The organism is Microtetraspora sp. AC03309, assembly GCF_020826795.1.
GTDB classification, from domain to species: Bacteria; Actinomycetota; Actinomycetes; order Streptosporangiales; family Streptosporangiaceae; genus Microtetraspora; species Microtetraspora glauca.
Genome location: NZ_JADDIL010000047.1, coordinates 21,296 through 35,131 on the forward strand (window position 1 = coordinate 21,296; position 13,836 = coordinate 35,131).

The 13,836-nt window shown below is 72.7% G+C and carries 10 protein-coding genes and 1 pseudogene; 1 reads left to right on the plus strand and 10 read right to left on the minus strand.

The window, feature by feature from the left end; genetic code table 11:
* Positions 1-30 precede the first annotated feature (30 nt).
* The gene (locus IMZ11_RS25510) at positions 31-1,698 is read left to right on the plus strand and encodes a DUF885 family protein (protein ID WP_228644883.1); all 1,668 of its coding nucleotides are present in this window, start codon (positions 31-33) and stop codon (positions 1,696-1,698) included.
* Here IMZ11_RS25510 and IMZ11_RS25515 read toward each other — a convergent pair.
* The 10 genes and pseudogenes from IMZ11_RS25515 to IMZ11_RS25560 form a co-directional block, all read right to left on the minus strand.
* Positions 1,678-2,928, minus strand: a complete 1,251-nt coding sequence (locus IMZ11_RS25515) for an amidase (RefSeq protein ID WP_228644884.1) — start codon at positions 2,926-2,928, stop codon at positions 1,678-1,680. The genes IMZ11_RS25510 and IMZ11_RS25515 overlap by 21 nt on opposite strands.
* The gene (locus IMZ11_RS25520) at positions 2,925-4,127 is read right to left on the minus strand and encodes a CaiB/BaiF CoA-transferase family protein (protein WP_031169941.1); all 1,203 of its coding nucleotides are present in this window, start codon (positions 4,125-4,127) and stop codon (positions 2,925-2,927) included. Before IMZ11_RS25520 ends, IMZ11_RS25515 begins: the two co-directional genes overlap by 4 nt.
* On the minus strand, positions 4,111-5,340 hold the full coding sequence (locus tag IMZ11_RS25525; RefSeq protein ID WP_228644886.1) for a methylaspartate ammonia-lyase: 1,230 nt from the start codon (positions 5,338-5,340) through the stop codon (positions 4,111-4,113). The genes IMZ11_RS25520 and IMZ11_RS25525 overlap by 17 nt, the downstream gene beginning before the upstream one ends.
* Positions 5,340-7,280: a S9 family peptidase gene (locus tag IMZ11_RS46315; RefSeq protein WP_228644887.1), complete on the minus strand. Its 1,941-nt coding sequence runs from the start codon at positions 7,278-7,280 to the stop codon at positions 5,340-5,342. Before IMZ11_RS46315 ends, IMZ11_RS25525 begins: the two co-directional genes overlap by 1 nt.
* 126 nt (positions 7,281-7,406) lie before the next feature.
* Positions 7,407-9,020, minus strand: a complete 1,614-nt coding sequence (locus tag IMZ11_RS46320; protein ID WP_228644889.1) for a CdaR family transcriptional regulator — start codon at positions 9,018-9,020, stop codon at positions 7,407-7,409.
* A 304-nt stretch (positions 9,021-9,324) separates the two neighbouring features.
* Entirely contained in the window at positions 9,325-9,522 is a 198-nt protein-coding gene (locus tag IMZ11_RS25540) for a hypothetical protein (RefSeq protein WP_374462728.1), read from the minus strand.
* A 178-nt stretch (positions 9,523-9,700) separates the two neighbouring features.
* Positions 9,701-9,943: pseudogene (locus IMZ11_RS25545) on the minus strand (IS5/IS1182 family transposase); the annotation flags it as partial.
* Positions 9,944-10,006: 63 nt separating this feature from the next.
* Positions 10,007-11,122: an o-succinylbenzoate synthase gene (gene menC, locus IMZ11_RS25550; RefSeq protein WP_228644891.1), complete on the minus strand. Its 1,116-nt coding sequence runs from the start codon at positions 11,120-11,122 to the stop codon at positions 10,007-10,009.
* Positions 11,123-11,132: 10 nt separating this feature from the next.
* The gene (locus IMZ11_RS25555) at positions 11,133-12,647 is read right to left on the minus strand and encodes a serine hydrolase (RefSeq protein ID WP_228644893.1); all 1,515 of its coding nucleotides are present in this window, start codon (positions 12,645-12,647) and stop codon (positions 11,133-11,135) included.
* Positions 12,631-13,836, minus strand: a complete 1,206-nt coding sequence (locus IMZ11_RS25560; protein ID WP_228644895.1) for a pyridoxal-phosphate dependent enzyme — start codon at positions 13,834-13,836, stop codon at positions 12,631-12,633. The genes IMZ11_RS25555 and IMZ11_RS25560 overlap by 17 nt, the downstream gene beginning before the upstream one ends.

Genomic DNA, 13,836 nt, shown 5'->3' on the forward strand with positions numbered 1-13,836 from the left:
TCCGCCAGACCGTACCCGACTAGGTGAAACATGGATCAAATGACGGAGGGGTCCGGGTTGATGGACGTCGAAAGCCTCGGCAAGCGGTACCAGGAGCTCCGGTACCGCACGGCGCCCACCTGGGCGCACCTGATCGGTGAGTACTCGGTGGCAGGGCACTTCGAGGACGTCAGCGCGACGGCCGAGGCGGCCGAGCTCCGCGAGCTGCGCGAGGTGGCACATGCCGCCGCCGCGCTCGCCCGTACGCCGGACGGCACACCCGTCTCGCTTGACGGCGCGGTCCTCGCCTGGCAGGCCGCGACCAGAGCCGACGTGCTCGAACACCGGTTCGCCGAGCTCGACGTCGACCCGCTCTTCGGGCCGGTGACCCAGTTCCCGGGCCGGGTCGCCAAGCTGGCGCTCCCGTCCGCCAAGGTGGCCGGCGCCCTGCCGAAGAAGTACCGCGGCTTCGCGCGCAATCTGCGCGACAGGCTGGAGCGTCTCGCTGCGGGCCGCGCGGCCGGCCGTACCCCGGTCGCCTTCGCCGTGGCGGACACCGTGGACAGGGTGCGGAAGTGGCTGCACACCCCGCTCGAGGACGACCCGCTGCTGGCCGTCGACCGCGCCGCGCGCACGGATCACCTGCGCGCGGTGGTCGGCGAGGTGGTGCGCCCTGCGCTGGCCGACTATGCCAACGCGTTGACACGGGAGGTCGCGCCGTCCGCGCGGCCCGACGAGCGGTGCGGGCTGTGCTGGCTCGACGACGGCGATCGCGTCTACGCCACCCTGGTCCGCTCGCACACCACCACCGACCTCCACCCTGACCGCATCCACGAGATCGGGCTCGCCCAGGTCGCGGCCCTGGACGAGGAGTACGCCGCCCTCGGCCGGGAGGTCTTCGGCACCTCGGACGTGCCCGCCGTCATGGCCAGGATGCGCGACGACCCGGCCCTGCACTTCGACGACGCCGCCGGCCTCGTACGCGCCGCGGAGGTCGCCCTGGCCCGGGCGACCGACCGCGCCCCGGGCTGGTTCGGGCGGCTGCCGCGCGCCGCGTGCGCGGTCGAGGCGGCGACGAGCGGATCGCTCGGCCAGTACATGCTTGCGCCGAAGGACGGCTCGCGGGGCGGGACGTTCGTCATCAACGTCTCCGATCCGCGTGCCTGGGCCCGGTACGAGGTTGAGGCCCTCGCCTTCCACGAGGGCGTTCCCGGGCACCACCTGCAGATGGGCCTCGCCGCCGAGCTCACCGAGCTGCCGGAGTTCCGCCGCACCACCACGGTCACCGGCTTCCTCGAGGGCTGGGGGCTGTACGCCGAACGGCTCGCCGACGAGATGGGCCTCTACAGCAGCCCGCTGGACCGGCTGGGCATGCTGTCGTTCGACTCGCTGCGGGCCTGCCGCCTGGTCATCGACACCGGCCTGCACGCCAAGGGCTGGAGCCGGCAGCGGGCCAAGCGCTTCCTGGCCGAGCACTCCCCGCTGAGCCCGGGGCACATCGACGCGGAGGTCGACCGGTACATCGTGACGCCGGGCCAGGCCCTGGCCTACTTGGTCGGCCGGCTCGAGATCGTGCGGATCCGGCGGGAGGCGGAGCGCCGGCAGGGTGCCGGCTTCGACCTGGCCCGGTTCCACGACGTGGTGCTCGGCGCGGGGCAGCTGCCTCTGCCCTTGCTGGAGGCGCACGTCGCCGCGGCACTACCAGGCATCGTCGGGTAGCGCGCCGGGCGGGCGGCGGCGATGCCAGTCGCTGACCGCCTGCACGGCTTCGCCCACCACGAGCAGGGCCCGGTCGGCGCCGCGCCGGCCGACCAGCTGTGCGCCGACCGGCAGCCCGGCCGGCGAGGGCGACACCGGCAGGCCGAGGACGGGCAGGCCGGTGACCGACCAGCAGCCGGTGAGCTGGTTGATCCGCCGGCTGGCGAGGGTGAGATCGCCGTCCCCGGCAACGGGCGCGACGAAGGGCGTGGCCGGCACGGCGATGACGTCGGCCTTGGCGAGCACCTCGTCGACCCGGGCCCGCCAAACGAAGGCCACCGCGAGCGCGCTCTCGATCTCCTCGGTGGTGACCCGGCGGCCCGCCTCGATCCGCCCCTTGATCCCGGCGCAGACGCGGGCGTCGTGCCAGTACGGCCGGAGGTGGCGGATCGCCTCGGAGTTCTGCAGCGCGGCCATCGCCTGGTGCACCCGATCGACGTCGCGCAGGGCCACCCGCCGGATCTTCGCGCCGTGCGCGCCCAGCAGGTCGAGCAGGTCGCGGAAGCCGGCGGCGACCGCGGGCTCCAGGTCGTCGAGGAAGTACTGCTCGGGTACGGCCACGGTCAGGCTGGACAGGTCCCGCGGCGGAAGGGGCCGCGAGCCCGTGCCGGCCATGACCTCCAGGGCGATGCGGGCCTCGGCCGCACTACGCGCGAGCGGCCCGACGACGTCCATGCTGGGGCTCAGCGGCGTTACTCCCAGCGTCGGCACCAGCCCGTGGCTCGGGCGCAGCGTGGTCACCCCGCAGAACGCGGCCGGGTTGCGCAGTGAGCCGCCGGTGTCCGTGCCGATCGCGAGCCGGACCAGGCCCGCGGCGACCGCGACGGCCGACCCGCCGCTCGAGCCGCCGGGGATCCGGTCCGGGTCCCACGGGTTGCGGCAGGCGCCCCACGTGTCGTTCTGCGTGGTCGCCCCGAAGCTGATCTCCTCGAGGTTCGCCTTGGCGACGATCCGCGCGCCGGCGGCCCGCAGCCGGCGCACCACCTCCGCGTCGGTCACCGCCGCGGGCGGATGCGGGCCGCGGAGCCCGTCGGTGCGCACCGTCCCGGCGACGTCGATGTTGTCCTTGACCGCGATGGTCCAGCCCGCCATCGGGCCGTTCTTCTCGGCCGCGATGCCGTCCTCGATCAGCTGGGTGAAAGCGTTCAGCCGGGCGGCGAGCGCCACCACGGCGGCGGGAGCGCCGCTCACCGTTCACCGCCGAAGGCGCCGCCCCGTGCAAGATCGGCCAGTTCCGCGGCGCTCATGCCGAGTTCCTCCCGCAGGATCTGCTCGCGGTGCTCGCCGAGGCCCGGCGCGCGGTCCGGCGCCGGGTTCTCCCACCAGGCGCGTCCCGCCGTGCGCACGTGCCGTACCGTACCGAAGCTGGGGTGGTCGGTGTCGACGACCAGGCCGCGCTGCGCGGCCTGCGGCTCCTCGAAGGCCTCGCGCAGCCCGTTGACCGGGCCGCACGGCACGCCCGCCGCCGACAGCAGGCCGACCCAGTGGTCGGTGCCGTGCCGGGACAGGGCGGAGTCCAGCACCGCGTCCAGCTCGGCCTGGTGCGCCTGGCGGCCGGCGAGCGTCGCGAACCGGGGATCGGCGGCGACCTCGGCGACGCCCAGCACCTTGGTCAGGCGCTCGAAGAACACCGGCTTGACGCAGGCGAGCATCAACCAGCCGTCCGCGGTGGGGTAGGCGCCGAACGGCACTACCGAGGGGTGCGCCGACCGGGTCTTGCGGCGGGTCTCGTGCCCCCGGGTGAGGAACCAGGTCGCCGGGTAGGAGAGCATCGCCATCGCCGTGTCGAAGAGGCTGACGTCGCACTCGCCGCCGACGCCGTCGCGCCGGGCGACGTGGATCCCAGCCAGCAACGACATCGCCGCGACGACTCCGCCGCAGTAGTCGACCAGCGAAAGGCCGCTCTTGGTCGGCGGTCCGGCCGGGTCGCCGGTCAGGTCCATCCACGCGGCGAGACCCTGGACGACGTAGTCGTACGCCGGCTCCGCCCGCCGCGGCCCGGTCATCCCGTAACCGGACAGCGAGCAGACCACCAGCCGCGGATTGAGGTGGCTCAGGTCGGCGTACCGGAGGCCGAGCTTGTCCGGCACGTCCCCGCGCAGGTTGTACATGAGCGCGTCGGCGCCCTCGACGAGGCGGTGCAGCACCGCCACGCCGGCCGGAACCGAGAGGTCGAGGCAGATGCTGCGCTTGTTCCGGTTGAAGCTCTGGAAGAAGAGGCTGTCGTCGTCCTCGGCGAACGGCGGGACATGCCGCCCGATGTCGCCGCCCGTACGCGCGTCCTCGATCTTGATCACGTCGGCGCCGAGCTCGGCGAGGTGCAACGATCCGAACGGGCCGGCGCCGTACTGCTCGACGGCGATGATCCTGATGTCACTGAGTCCCGTCACGTCTGCTCCTGTGCTCGATGACCGCGTGGGTGCGTGCCATCTCATTCCTGGTCACCATCACTGCCTCGTCAACGCCCATGCCGGGCCGGGCCAGCAGCACGTCCGCGCCCGCGCCCATCGCGACGTGGGTGGCGATGCGGGCCGACAGGTCGGTCTCGGTGCACGACCCTCCGAGGTACGCCGCGACGCCCGCGGCCCGGCAGGCGAGAACGGACCGCACGGCGTCGTCGAGGCTGCCGACGTCGGGCATCTTGATCTGGATCATGTCGGCCGCCCGCGCGTCGAGGAAGGCCAGCACGTCCTCGTGGGTGTTGCACCACTCGTCGGCGACGATCTGGACGCCGGTTTCGTGTTTGCGCAGGCGCAGGAGGACGTCGATCTGGGCCTCCCGCGACGCCGCGCGCATCGGCTGCTCGACGCGCAGCGGGAACGGCGCGCACTTCTCGGCCAGCCGGGCGAGGAAGCTGGCCACCTCGGCCGTGGAGGGGAAGACGTCGCCGAGGGTGCCGTAGCAGTCGATGTGGATCACCGGCTGGTAGTCGTCGTCCGGGCGCCGCGCCAGCACCCGGTCGCGTACCCAGCCGACATAGTCCAGCAGCAGGTGGCCGCCGGGCCCGACGAGCAGATCGGCGTTGTTGATCAGCCCGTGCGGCAGGCTCTCGACCCGGCGCAGCACCATCCGGTCGACCGCGCCCCGCCGGTCCTCGCCGGACTGGGCGAGCAGCGGGACTGGACCGATCGGATCAGCGCCGCCGTACTCGGCGGCGACCACCTCGGCCATCGTGCGCCGGGTGGCGTTCGCGGCCGCATCGAGCAGGGCCTGGCTGACCCCGTACGCGACCGCTCGTGGCAGCCCGAGCGGCGCGATCAGGGCGGAGGTCTCCCGGAACGAGTCCACGGTCGCGTCCAGCAGGACGTCGCGCAGCACCGGCAGCCAGCGGTCGTGGGCCGCCTCCGCCAGCAGGACGGGCTCGCGTCCGGAGCCGCCGGCGTACTGCACCGACACCCCGGCCCCGGTGGCCACGCGGTCGTCGTCGAGGAAGAGCAGAATCTGCAGCGACTCGCTGGGCTGGCGGATCGCGCGGTAGCCTGGGGTGAGCGCGGGGCCGTCGTAGAAGTAGCCGTCGCGTACCGCCCCGGCCTTGATCGCCGCCTGGTCGTCGTTGCTGTAGGTGCCGATGCCGGGCACCGCCAGAATCCCCGAGACGCGCATCAGCCGGCGTACCTTGTCACCCAGTCCACGACCCGGGCGTTGTAGTCGCGCCGGAACCGGGGCGGGCTGTTGAACAGCATGTTGTGCGACGCCTCCGGGTAGATCACGATCTCGGTCTGCACGCCGAGCTCGCGCAGCGCCGTGTGCCACTGCCTGGCCTGGTCGAGCGGGCAGCGGACGTCCGCACCGCCGTGCAGGAGCAGCGTGGGAGTGCGTACGTCGGCCACGTGGGTGATGGGCGACATCGCCGCGTAGTTCTCGGCGTCCGCCCAGAACGCGCCGCCCCACTCGCTGGTCGACAGGGCGCGCCGGTTGTCGGTCGTGCCGGCGGCGCTGCGCAGATCGCTGATGACGCCCCCGCCGACGGCCGCGGCGAACCGGTCGCTGCGGCTGGTGAGGTAGCAGGTCATGTAGCCGCCATAGCTGTAACCGGTCACCGCGATGCGGTTGTTGTCGACGAGCCCCTCGGCGACGAGCTCTTCGAGGGGCTCGAGGAAGTCCGCGGTGTCCGAGGTTCCCCACCGGCCACTCACGGCGCGGGCGAACTCCTCGCCGTAGCCGTCGCTTCCCCGCGGGTTGAGCAGCAGTACGGTCCAGCCGCGCGCGACGAGCTCGTGGTGGTAGAGGTGCACGGCCTCCGCGGCGCCGTTCCAGGCGTTGTGCGGGCCGCCGTGGATGTCCAGCAGCAGCGGCTGCGGGCCGGTGGCGTCGGGGTCGCGCATGACCCATCCGGTGACGGCCGTCCCATCGGAGATGGTGAACGTACGCTCGGCGCGCGGGGCCAGACGCCGGTCGCCGAGCCGCTCGCGATGGTTGGTCAGCTGGGTCGACGTGCCGGTCGTGAGGTCCAGGACGTAGATCTCGCCGAACGTGTCCGGCCCGTTGCCGAGGAACGCGACCAGTGTGCCGGCCACGCTCAGGCTCGAGACGTTCTGGTCGGGCGCCGCGAGCAGCGCGGTGGGGGTGCCGCCGGTCTCGGGCATCGTGTACGGCACGACGTAGCCGCCCTCGCGCACGCAGAACAGGACCGTCCCGAGCTGCGGCACCACGCGCGGCGTCGAGCCGGGATAACCGGGCGCGCCGTACATGACCTGCCGGTCCATCTGCTCGGTGAGGTGCCGGGCCGTGCCGTCCGCCGGATCGACGAGGAGCAGGCCGGTGAAGCGCGCGGGCCCCTCCGGGTGGCCGCAGACCAGCAGCCGGGTGCCGTCGCCCGTCCAGGCGAGCGGCCCGGCGCTGCCGGATTCCGGGCCCGCCGGCCGCGGGACCCGTCCGGGGTCGCCGAGGTCGATGGCGTACGCGGCGGATTGCCGGGTGAGGTCGGCGTCCGCGGACATGGCGGCGGAGAAGGCGATCCGGGTGCCGTCCGCCGACCAGGCCGCCCCGGATGCGCTCCACTCGCCGGCGGTGATCTGCTCGCATCCGCCCGTGCCGACGTCGGCGACGTGGATGTGCTGCCGCGGGGCGCTCAGCACGCCGGCGCCGTCAGCGTAGTAGTCGAGGCGACGGCTCACGACCGGCGCGCCCCACGCCCACGTGCCCTCGGACTCCGGGGGATCGGTCGGCGCGGTGAACAGCAGCCGCGAGCCGTCCGGGCTGAACGCCGGGGCGCCCGCTCCGCCAGGCCGGCGGGTGAGCTGCCGCGCCTCGGACGTCCCGACGTCGAGCAGCCAGATCTGGGGCCGGCCGTCGGTGGTGCGCAGGAAGGCGAGCAGCCGGCCGTCCGGCGACCAGGCCGGGGCGCAGTCGCCGACGCCGTCGGTCAGGCGGCGCGGGTTCCCGCCGCCGGTGGGCACCAGCCACAGGGTCTGCTCGACGCGGTCCGCGTCGAGGTCGTCGGTCTGGACGACGTAGGCGACCGCGCTGCCGTCCGGGCTGATCGCCGGTTGCTTGGGTACGTCGATCCGCCGGATGTCGTCGACAGTCAGATAGCGGTTCACACCGGTCCTCTCGTCGGTTGCCTGGATGCCGGACACCGCTGATCGTCACAAGTCCGGGGGCGGCGGCGCTGGTGTCGCGGCACGAAATTGCGGGCGCCGGGTAGCGCCGCGCGACGAGGCTGCCGGTCAGGAGCGCATGAAGAGCCGGAACTGGAGCATCAGCGACAGCCGCTCGTCGTGGTTGTCCAGGCTTATCCCGGAGACCTCCGCGACCCGCTTCAGGCGGTAGCGGAACGTGTTGGGGTGGACGTGCAGCGACGCCGACGCGGCGATGTTGTCGCCGAAGTGGTCCAGCCACGCGCGCAGTGTCGGCACCAGGTACCCGTGGCGCTCGTCCTGCTCGACGAGGCGGGCGAGCGGCCCGCTGAGGCCCATCCCCCGCGCCGACACCAGGTCGGTCATCTCCATCATGAGCAGCTCGTACGCGTGCTCGACCGTCGAGCAGACGCGGTCGCCCTGCTGCGCGCTGCGGGCCAGCCGCAGCGCGCGGTCGGCCTCCTCCCGGGCCCGCGGGAGGGCGTAGGCGTCGGGCGCGACGGCGCTGACCCCGATCACCGCGGCGGACCGCCGCCCTACCCGGGCGAGGAAGTCCTTCGCCATCCGCTGACCGCGGTCCGAGTGCGGGTCGGCGGCCGGGGGCAGCGGAACGATCCCGTACACGATGTCGCCGACCAGCGCGGCGGAGGCGCCCGGCTGGACGGTGCCGAGGTGCATGTCGAACGCGTCACCGATGCGCAGCAGCTCGGCCGCGCGGTCGCCGCGCAGGCGTGCGGGCTCGTCCTCGCCGTCCGGGAGCGCGACCGCGAGCACCAGCATCGGGCGGCGGGGCAGGCCCAGCCGGGCCGCGACCTCCTCCGCCTCCGGGCCGCCGGCCAGGACCTGGGCGGTAAGGTCCGAACGCATTCGGCGCTCCACGTTGGCGTTCGCGCGGTGGCTCAGCAGGTGCACGGCGACCGTGCCCTGCAGCTCGCGGAAGGCCTGCATCCGCTCGTTCGAGAGCGGACCGGGGACCGCGGCCCACACTGAGCCCAGGATCTCGTCGTCGGCCCGGATGCCCAGCACGACGCGGGGCATCGTGAAACCGCCGTACCCGCTCTCGGGCGGATCGACGAAGAGCGGCTCCTGGGTGCGGTACAACTGGCGGAAGACGCCGCGCTCGGTGAGATCCTGCGTGGCCCAGGGCGTGACCTGGCGGTTGAGGATCGCGCCGATGCGCGACGGGTCCGCCTCCTCCTGCCGGATCGAGAAGGCGAGCACCCGGGAGTCCCGGTCCTCGACCGTGACCGGCGCGTCGAGGATCTCGGCGATGGCGTTCGCCAGGGCGAACAGGTCGCCGGTCGGGACGCCACCGAGCGGCGCCGCGAGCGCGGGGCCGGACGAGCCGTTCACCAGCGGCGCGAGGGTCGCGGCGAGCTGGATCCAGGAGTTCTCGTTGCCAAGCGCGAGCACCGGCGCGACGGTCCGCGGGCCGGTCAGCGAGGCGACGGCGCTCTCGTGGACGATGAGCGCGCCGCCCTGGCGTGCCACCCGCTCGCTGAGGGCGGTGAGCTGCTCACCAGCCTGGACCCCGACGGCAAGAACCAGGGGGCGCCGCGACCAGGCGACCTGGTCGGCCGGGTCGAAGATCACCAGGCCGTCGACGATCCGGTCGAGGTCCTGGCCGTCGAACGCCGGGCGGAGCAGGGTGTGGCCGGCGTCCTCCAGGATCCGGGCCAGCGTGATCGACGGTCCGTCTACCACGACGGATGCTTCTGGCTGCTCCGGGCGCCCCACAGCCGTGATTCTAACCACGGCCGGTTGGCCCGATCTTGTTCCACGGCACTATCGGCCTGCTCGATCTGGTGCGGCAGCACCATCTTTACGGGGCTTCGGGGTCACTGCGGGATGGGCGGTAGCGGTCGCCGCTGTCTATGAGGCCGCTGAATATCAGCGTTTCATCGGTCTGCTCAGCCCGAGGTTGGTGGGTGGTCCGGGTGCGTGGTGGTCGGTCGAATGTGTGGGTAGGCCGGTGGGGTGTGTCTGGGCCGTCCGGGACCCGGGGTCGTCAGGCGGTGGTCAGGGCCCAGGTCCCGGCTGTGCGGGTGAGGCCGCGGTTGATGAGGTTGCGGAGGTTGAGCGCGGCGGTGCTGCGTTTGAGCCAGGCGTGGTTGTTGGCGGTGCCTTGGTAGCGCAGTTTGAGGCGGCGTCCGCCGCGGCCGGCCAGTTGGGAGATGACGCGTTCGACGTTGGGTCGGTGGCGCATGTAGCGTTCGCGCAGCGCGGGGTTGGTTGCCCAGTCGCGGCGGGTCGTGCGCAGTACCGCATCGTGTTCGTGGCGCCGATCGCGTCGCGCAGGTCACCGGTGCCGTAGGCGAATCGCCGTACCACTCCCGGCGTTGGTCGCTGTCGCTGTCGCTGTCGCTGTCGCTGTGGTGCGTGCGTTCGGTGGTGTCGGCGTCCGACAGGTCCAGCAACGTCTGCAACGTCAGGATCGAGGCCGCCACCGACGCCGGCATCGATGGACGGCCCTTCCCGGACGGAAACAGATCAGCGAACTGCTCGTCCGGGAACAGCGCACCGCGATGCTCGGCCAGAAACGCGAACATACTGCCCTCGGGCACCAGATGACCCACCAGCGCGGCGGCGTCGAGAAGCTCCCGGTCTGCACGCTCCACACCCCGCACCCAGAAATCATCGCATCTCGGTATAAATCACTACAGACGACACGCCGATTCTTCAGCGGCCTCCTATAGGGGTAGCCACTCGGTGTGAACTGTTGCTGCGGCGAGGGCTTCGGGGTCGGGGGTGACGCCCAGGCCTGGGCCTTCCGGGACTGACATGTAGCCGTCGCTGAGTTCGAGGGGTGGGGTGATGTCCTGGTGGTAGAAGCGCGACGAGGCGGAGATGTCGCCTGGTAGCCGCATGCCGGGCAGGGCGGCCAGGGCGGCGTTCGCGGCGCGGCCCAGGCCGGTCTCGACCATGCCGCCGCACCAGACCGGGACGTCGTGGGCTTGGCAGAGGTCGTGCACGCGCCGGGCCTCGAGGTAGCCGCCCACCCGGCCGGCCTTGATGTTGACGACACGGCACGCGCCCAGTCTGATCGCGTCGGCCGCGGCCCGGGCGGAGGTGATCGACTCGTCCAGGCAGATGGGGGTTCGCAGGTGGCGGGCCAGCTCGGCGTGGCCCAGCACGTTCTCCTCGGCCATCGGCTGCTCGATGAGCAGCAGGTCGAAATCGTCCAGTTTCCGGAGTTGGTCGACGTCGGCGAGCGTGTACGCCGCGTTCGCGTCGACCTGTAACGGGATGTCGCCGAACGCGTCCCGGATCGCGCGCACCGCCGCGACGTCCCAGTCTGGCTCGATCTTGAGTTTGATCCGCCGGTATCCGTCGGCCAGGTAGGCGCCGACCGCGGTGACCAGCTCGTCGAGGGTGTCCATGATGCCGACCGAGACGCCCGCCGGCACCGACGTGTGGACGGCGCCGAGCGCGCGGCTCAGCGGCATCCCCAGACCCCGTAGCTCGGCGTCCCAGACCGCCATCTCGAGCGCCGCTTTGCTCATCCGGTGCCCGCGGAAGCGATCCAGCGCGGCGCTGACGAGGTTGACGTCGATGGCGGGCAGGTCGCGCAGCGCGGGCACGAGGAAGTCGCGCAGCGTGATCATCGCCGCGCCGACGTACTCCGAGGCGTACAGCGGGTGCTGCGCGGCGACACACTCGCCCCAGCCCTCGGCGTCGGCGGTGACGGCGCGGAGGATCAGCACGTCTTTGGTCGTCTGGGTGCCGAAGGAGGTGCGGAACGGCGACACCAGGGGCAGCCGGAGCCGCCGCATCTCGATGCCTTCTAGCGCGGATACCTTACCCATCAGGGTCACCTCAGTCCTCGGTCCGGGTCAGGGGGATGTTGGCGTACGCCGGGCCGGCGTCGCCGACCGTCAGCACCTCGCCGGTCGCGGACAGGTAGCGTCCCGGGCCGGCGGCGGTAAGCTGCAGGGTGATCGGGTCGTCGAGGGAGCCCCCACTGGGCAGGTCGATCACGGCGTGGTCCCCGTCCTGCCGCAGGCGGTACGGCGCCATCGGCACCTCCCCGACCCGGGATTCGTAGTCGCCGGCTAGGCCGGGTTCGAGCGTCGACGGGCCGAGCTCGGGCACGGCGGTCCGGTACCGCACATCGCCGGTGGCGGCGTCGAGCTGGTAACGGACGTGCCCGGCCGCGTCGCGCAGGAACACGGACCGGCCGTCGACGCCGTGAAGTTCGCCGTCGCGGGCGACGATGTCCCGGATGTCACCAAGGCGCCCGACGTACCGGCCGGCCGCGTCCCGCGGGTAAGGCGAAGTCGCCGCCGGGGGTGGGGTGGCCTGCGAGCCGTGGCCGTCCGCGAGCCGCCGCACGATGTCGGCCGCCAGCTCGTTCTGCAGGTCGTGGTCCACGGAGTTGGTGAGCACCGCACCGCCGATGCCGAGGTCCGGCAGCCAGAACACCTGGCAGAGGAAGCCGAAGCCGGCCCCGCCGTGGTGCAGCACCCGGACCCCGGGCGCCCAGCGGTCGACGTAGAGCCCCAGCCCGTACCCCTGGGTCTGCTCCTCGGTCAGCCTCGGGAAGTCCAGGTGTTGCCGGGCCAACTCGGGCCGTAGGACGCCGTCGCCCTCGCGCAACTGGAATCGCAGGTAGCGCAGTACATCCGCCACGCTGGTGTAGAGACCGCCCGAAGGCACCATCGGCACTCGCCGGGGCACGTCGCGACCCGCGCGGGCGAACGTGCGGGAGTGCCCGAGCGCCCGGTCCTCGTCGCCGTCGAAGGCGCCGAAGTCGAACGTCGACCGGGTGAGACCGAGCGGCTCGAACAGCCGCCCGCGCATGAACTCGGCGAACGTCTCACCCGCTGCAGTAGCCACCACCTGGCCGGCGAGGTCGATCCCGAGGTTGGAGTACTCGTGGTGGTGGCCGACGGGGAACCGCAGCCAGGTCTCGGGGATGCTGGCGAGGTGCTCCTCGAACGTGGCGTCGCCGACCTCGTAGTTGGACCCGACCGGCGCCTCGTGGGTGAAGCCGGCGGTGTGGGTCAGCAGGTGGCGCAGGGTGATCCGGCGTTCGGGCCGCTCCTCGAAGTCGCTGTGTACGGTGAAGTCCGGCAGGTGGCGCAGGATCGGCTGGTCGAGGTCGACCAGGCCCTCCTGCACGGCCAGCAGCACGCCGGTCGCGGTGACCAGCTTCGACGTCGACTGGACGCTGAACATGGTGCGGACGCCGATGCCGCTGCCGAACCCCTCGGCCCACAGGACGCCGTCGGCATCACACAACCCTACGGCGACCCCCGGAATCCCCCGCGACCTCGCTTCGCGGGGAACGGCTTCGGAGAGGTACGCGATGAGCTCATCGACCCGCGACATGACCCGACCCTTCTTCGGTACGACCCCGCGCCGTCGACGATCCGGCCAGGACCGCCTCGTATCCGGCCGGATCGGTGACCCCCTCGGTGTCGAAGAGGACGAGCGTGGATCTGGGCCGCAGCAGCGAACCCGCCCGCGAGTCGAGCCGCAGCCGCCGGAGACCGGCCAGGCCGGCCGCGCCGCTCTCGCTGGTCGCGACGCCGAGCGCGGCGAGGTCGCGGACGGCCGCGGCCACCTCGAGGTCGGAGACCCGGATGGCGGCACGGACGCCCCGCTGCAGCGCCGGCCATGCCACCAGCGAGACCTCGCCGCAGTTGAGCCCCGCCATCGTGGACTCGTGCGGTCCCGGCACCGTCACCCGTTCCCGGGCCGCCAGGGACTGCCATAGGCAGTCGGCCGCCGCCGGCTCAGCGGTGACGACGCTGCACGACCCGCTCGCGAGGCTGCGGACCGCGGCCGAGGCGAACGCGCCCACGCCCACCGGGACGAGCGCCAGGTCGATCGACGCGTCCGAGCCGAGCGCCGCGGCGAGCTGGCGCCGGGTCTCGGCGAAGATCGTCGAGTAGCCGGCGGCCACGGCCTCGGGGATCCGGGTGTACCCGGGCCACGACGTGTCCGAGACGAGCAGCTCGTGCCGACCGTCGGGCCGGTCCCGCTCCGCGCTCTCGGCCGACCGGCGAACGGCGTCGTCGTACGATCCGGCGACCACCTCGACCTCGGCGCCCTCACCGCGGATCGCATCGACGCGTGCCTCGGCCATGTCCGCGGGCACGAAGATCCGGCTGTTCAGGCCCAGCCGGCGCGCCAGGTACGCGATGGCGCGGCCGTGGTTCCCGTCCGTGGCGGCCGACAGGACGATCGAGGCGCGCAGGGCGCCGGCCGCCTCGGCGAGCGCGTCGAACGTCGGGAAGGGCACGCGGCCGATGTGGCCGGCGATCGCCACGCTGACGGCCCAGCTCGCACCGACGACCTTGAACGACGGCAGGCCGAGGCGCTCGACCTCGTGCTTGACGAGCACGTGCGCGACGCCGACCTGGTCGGCGATCGCCGGCGCCGGCACCAGCGCGGACTCGGCGAATCCCGGGATCGATCGGTGAAAGTGCTCGATCGCGTCCGGAGGGCGTTCCGCCCAGCCGTCGAGGGCCGACCACGCCGGGTTCCACAGGACGTTACTCTCGAAGTGCGCCAT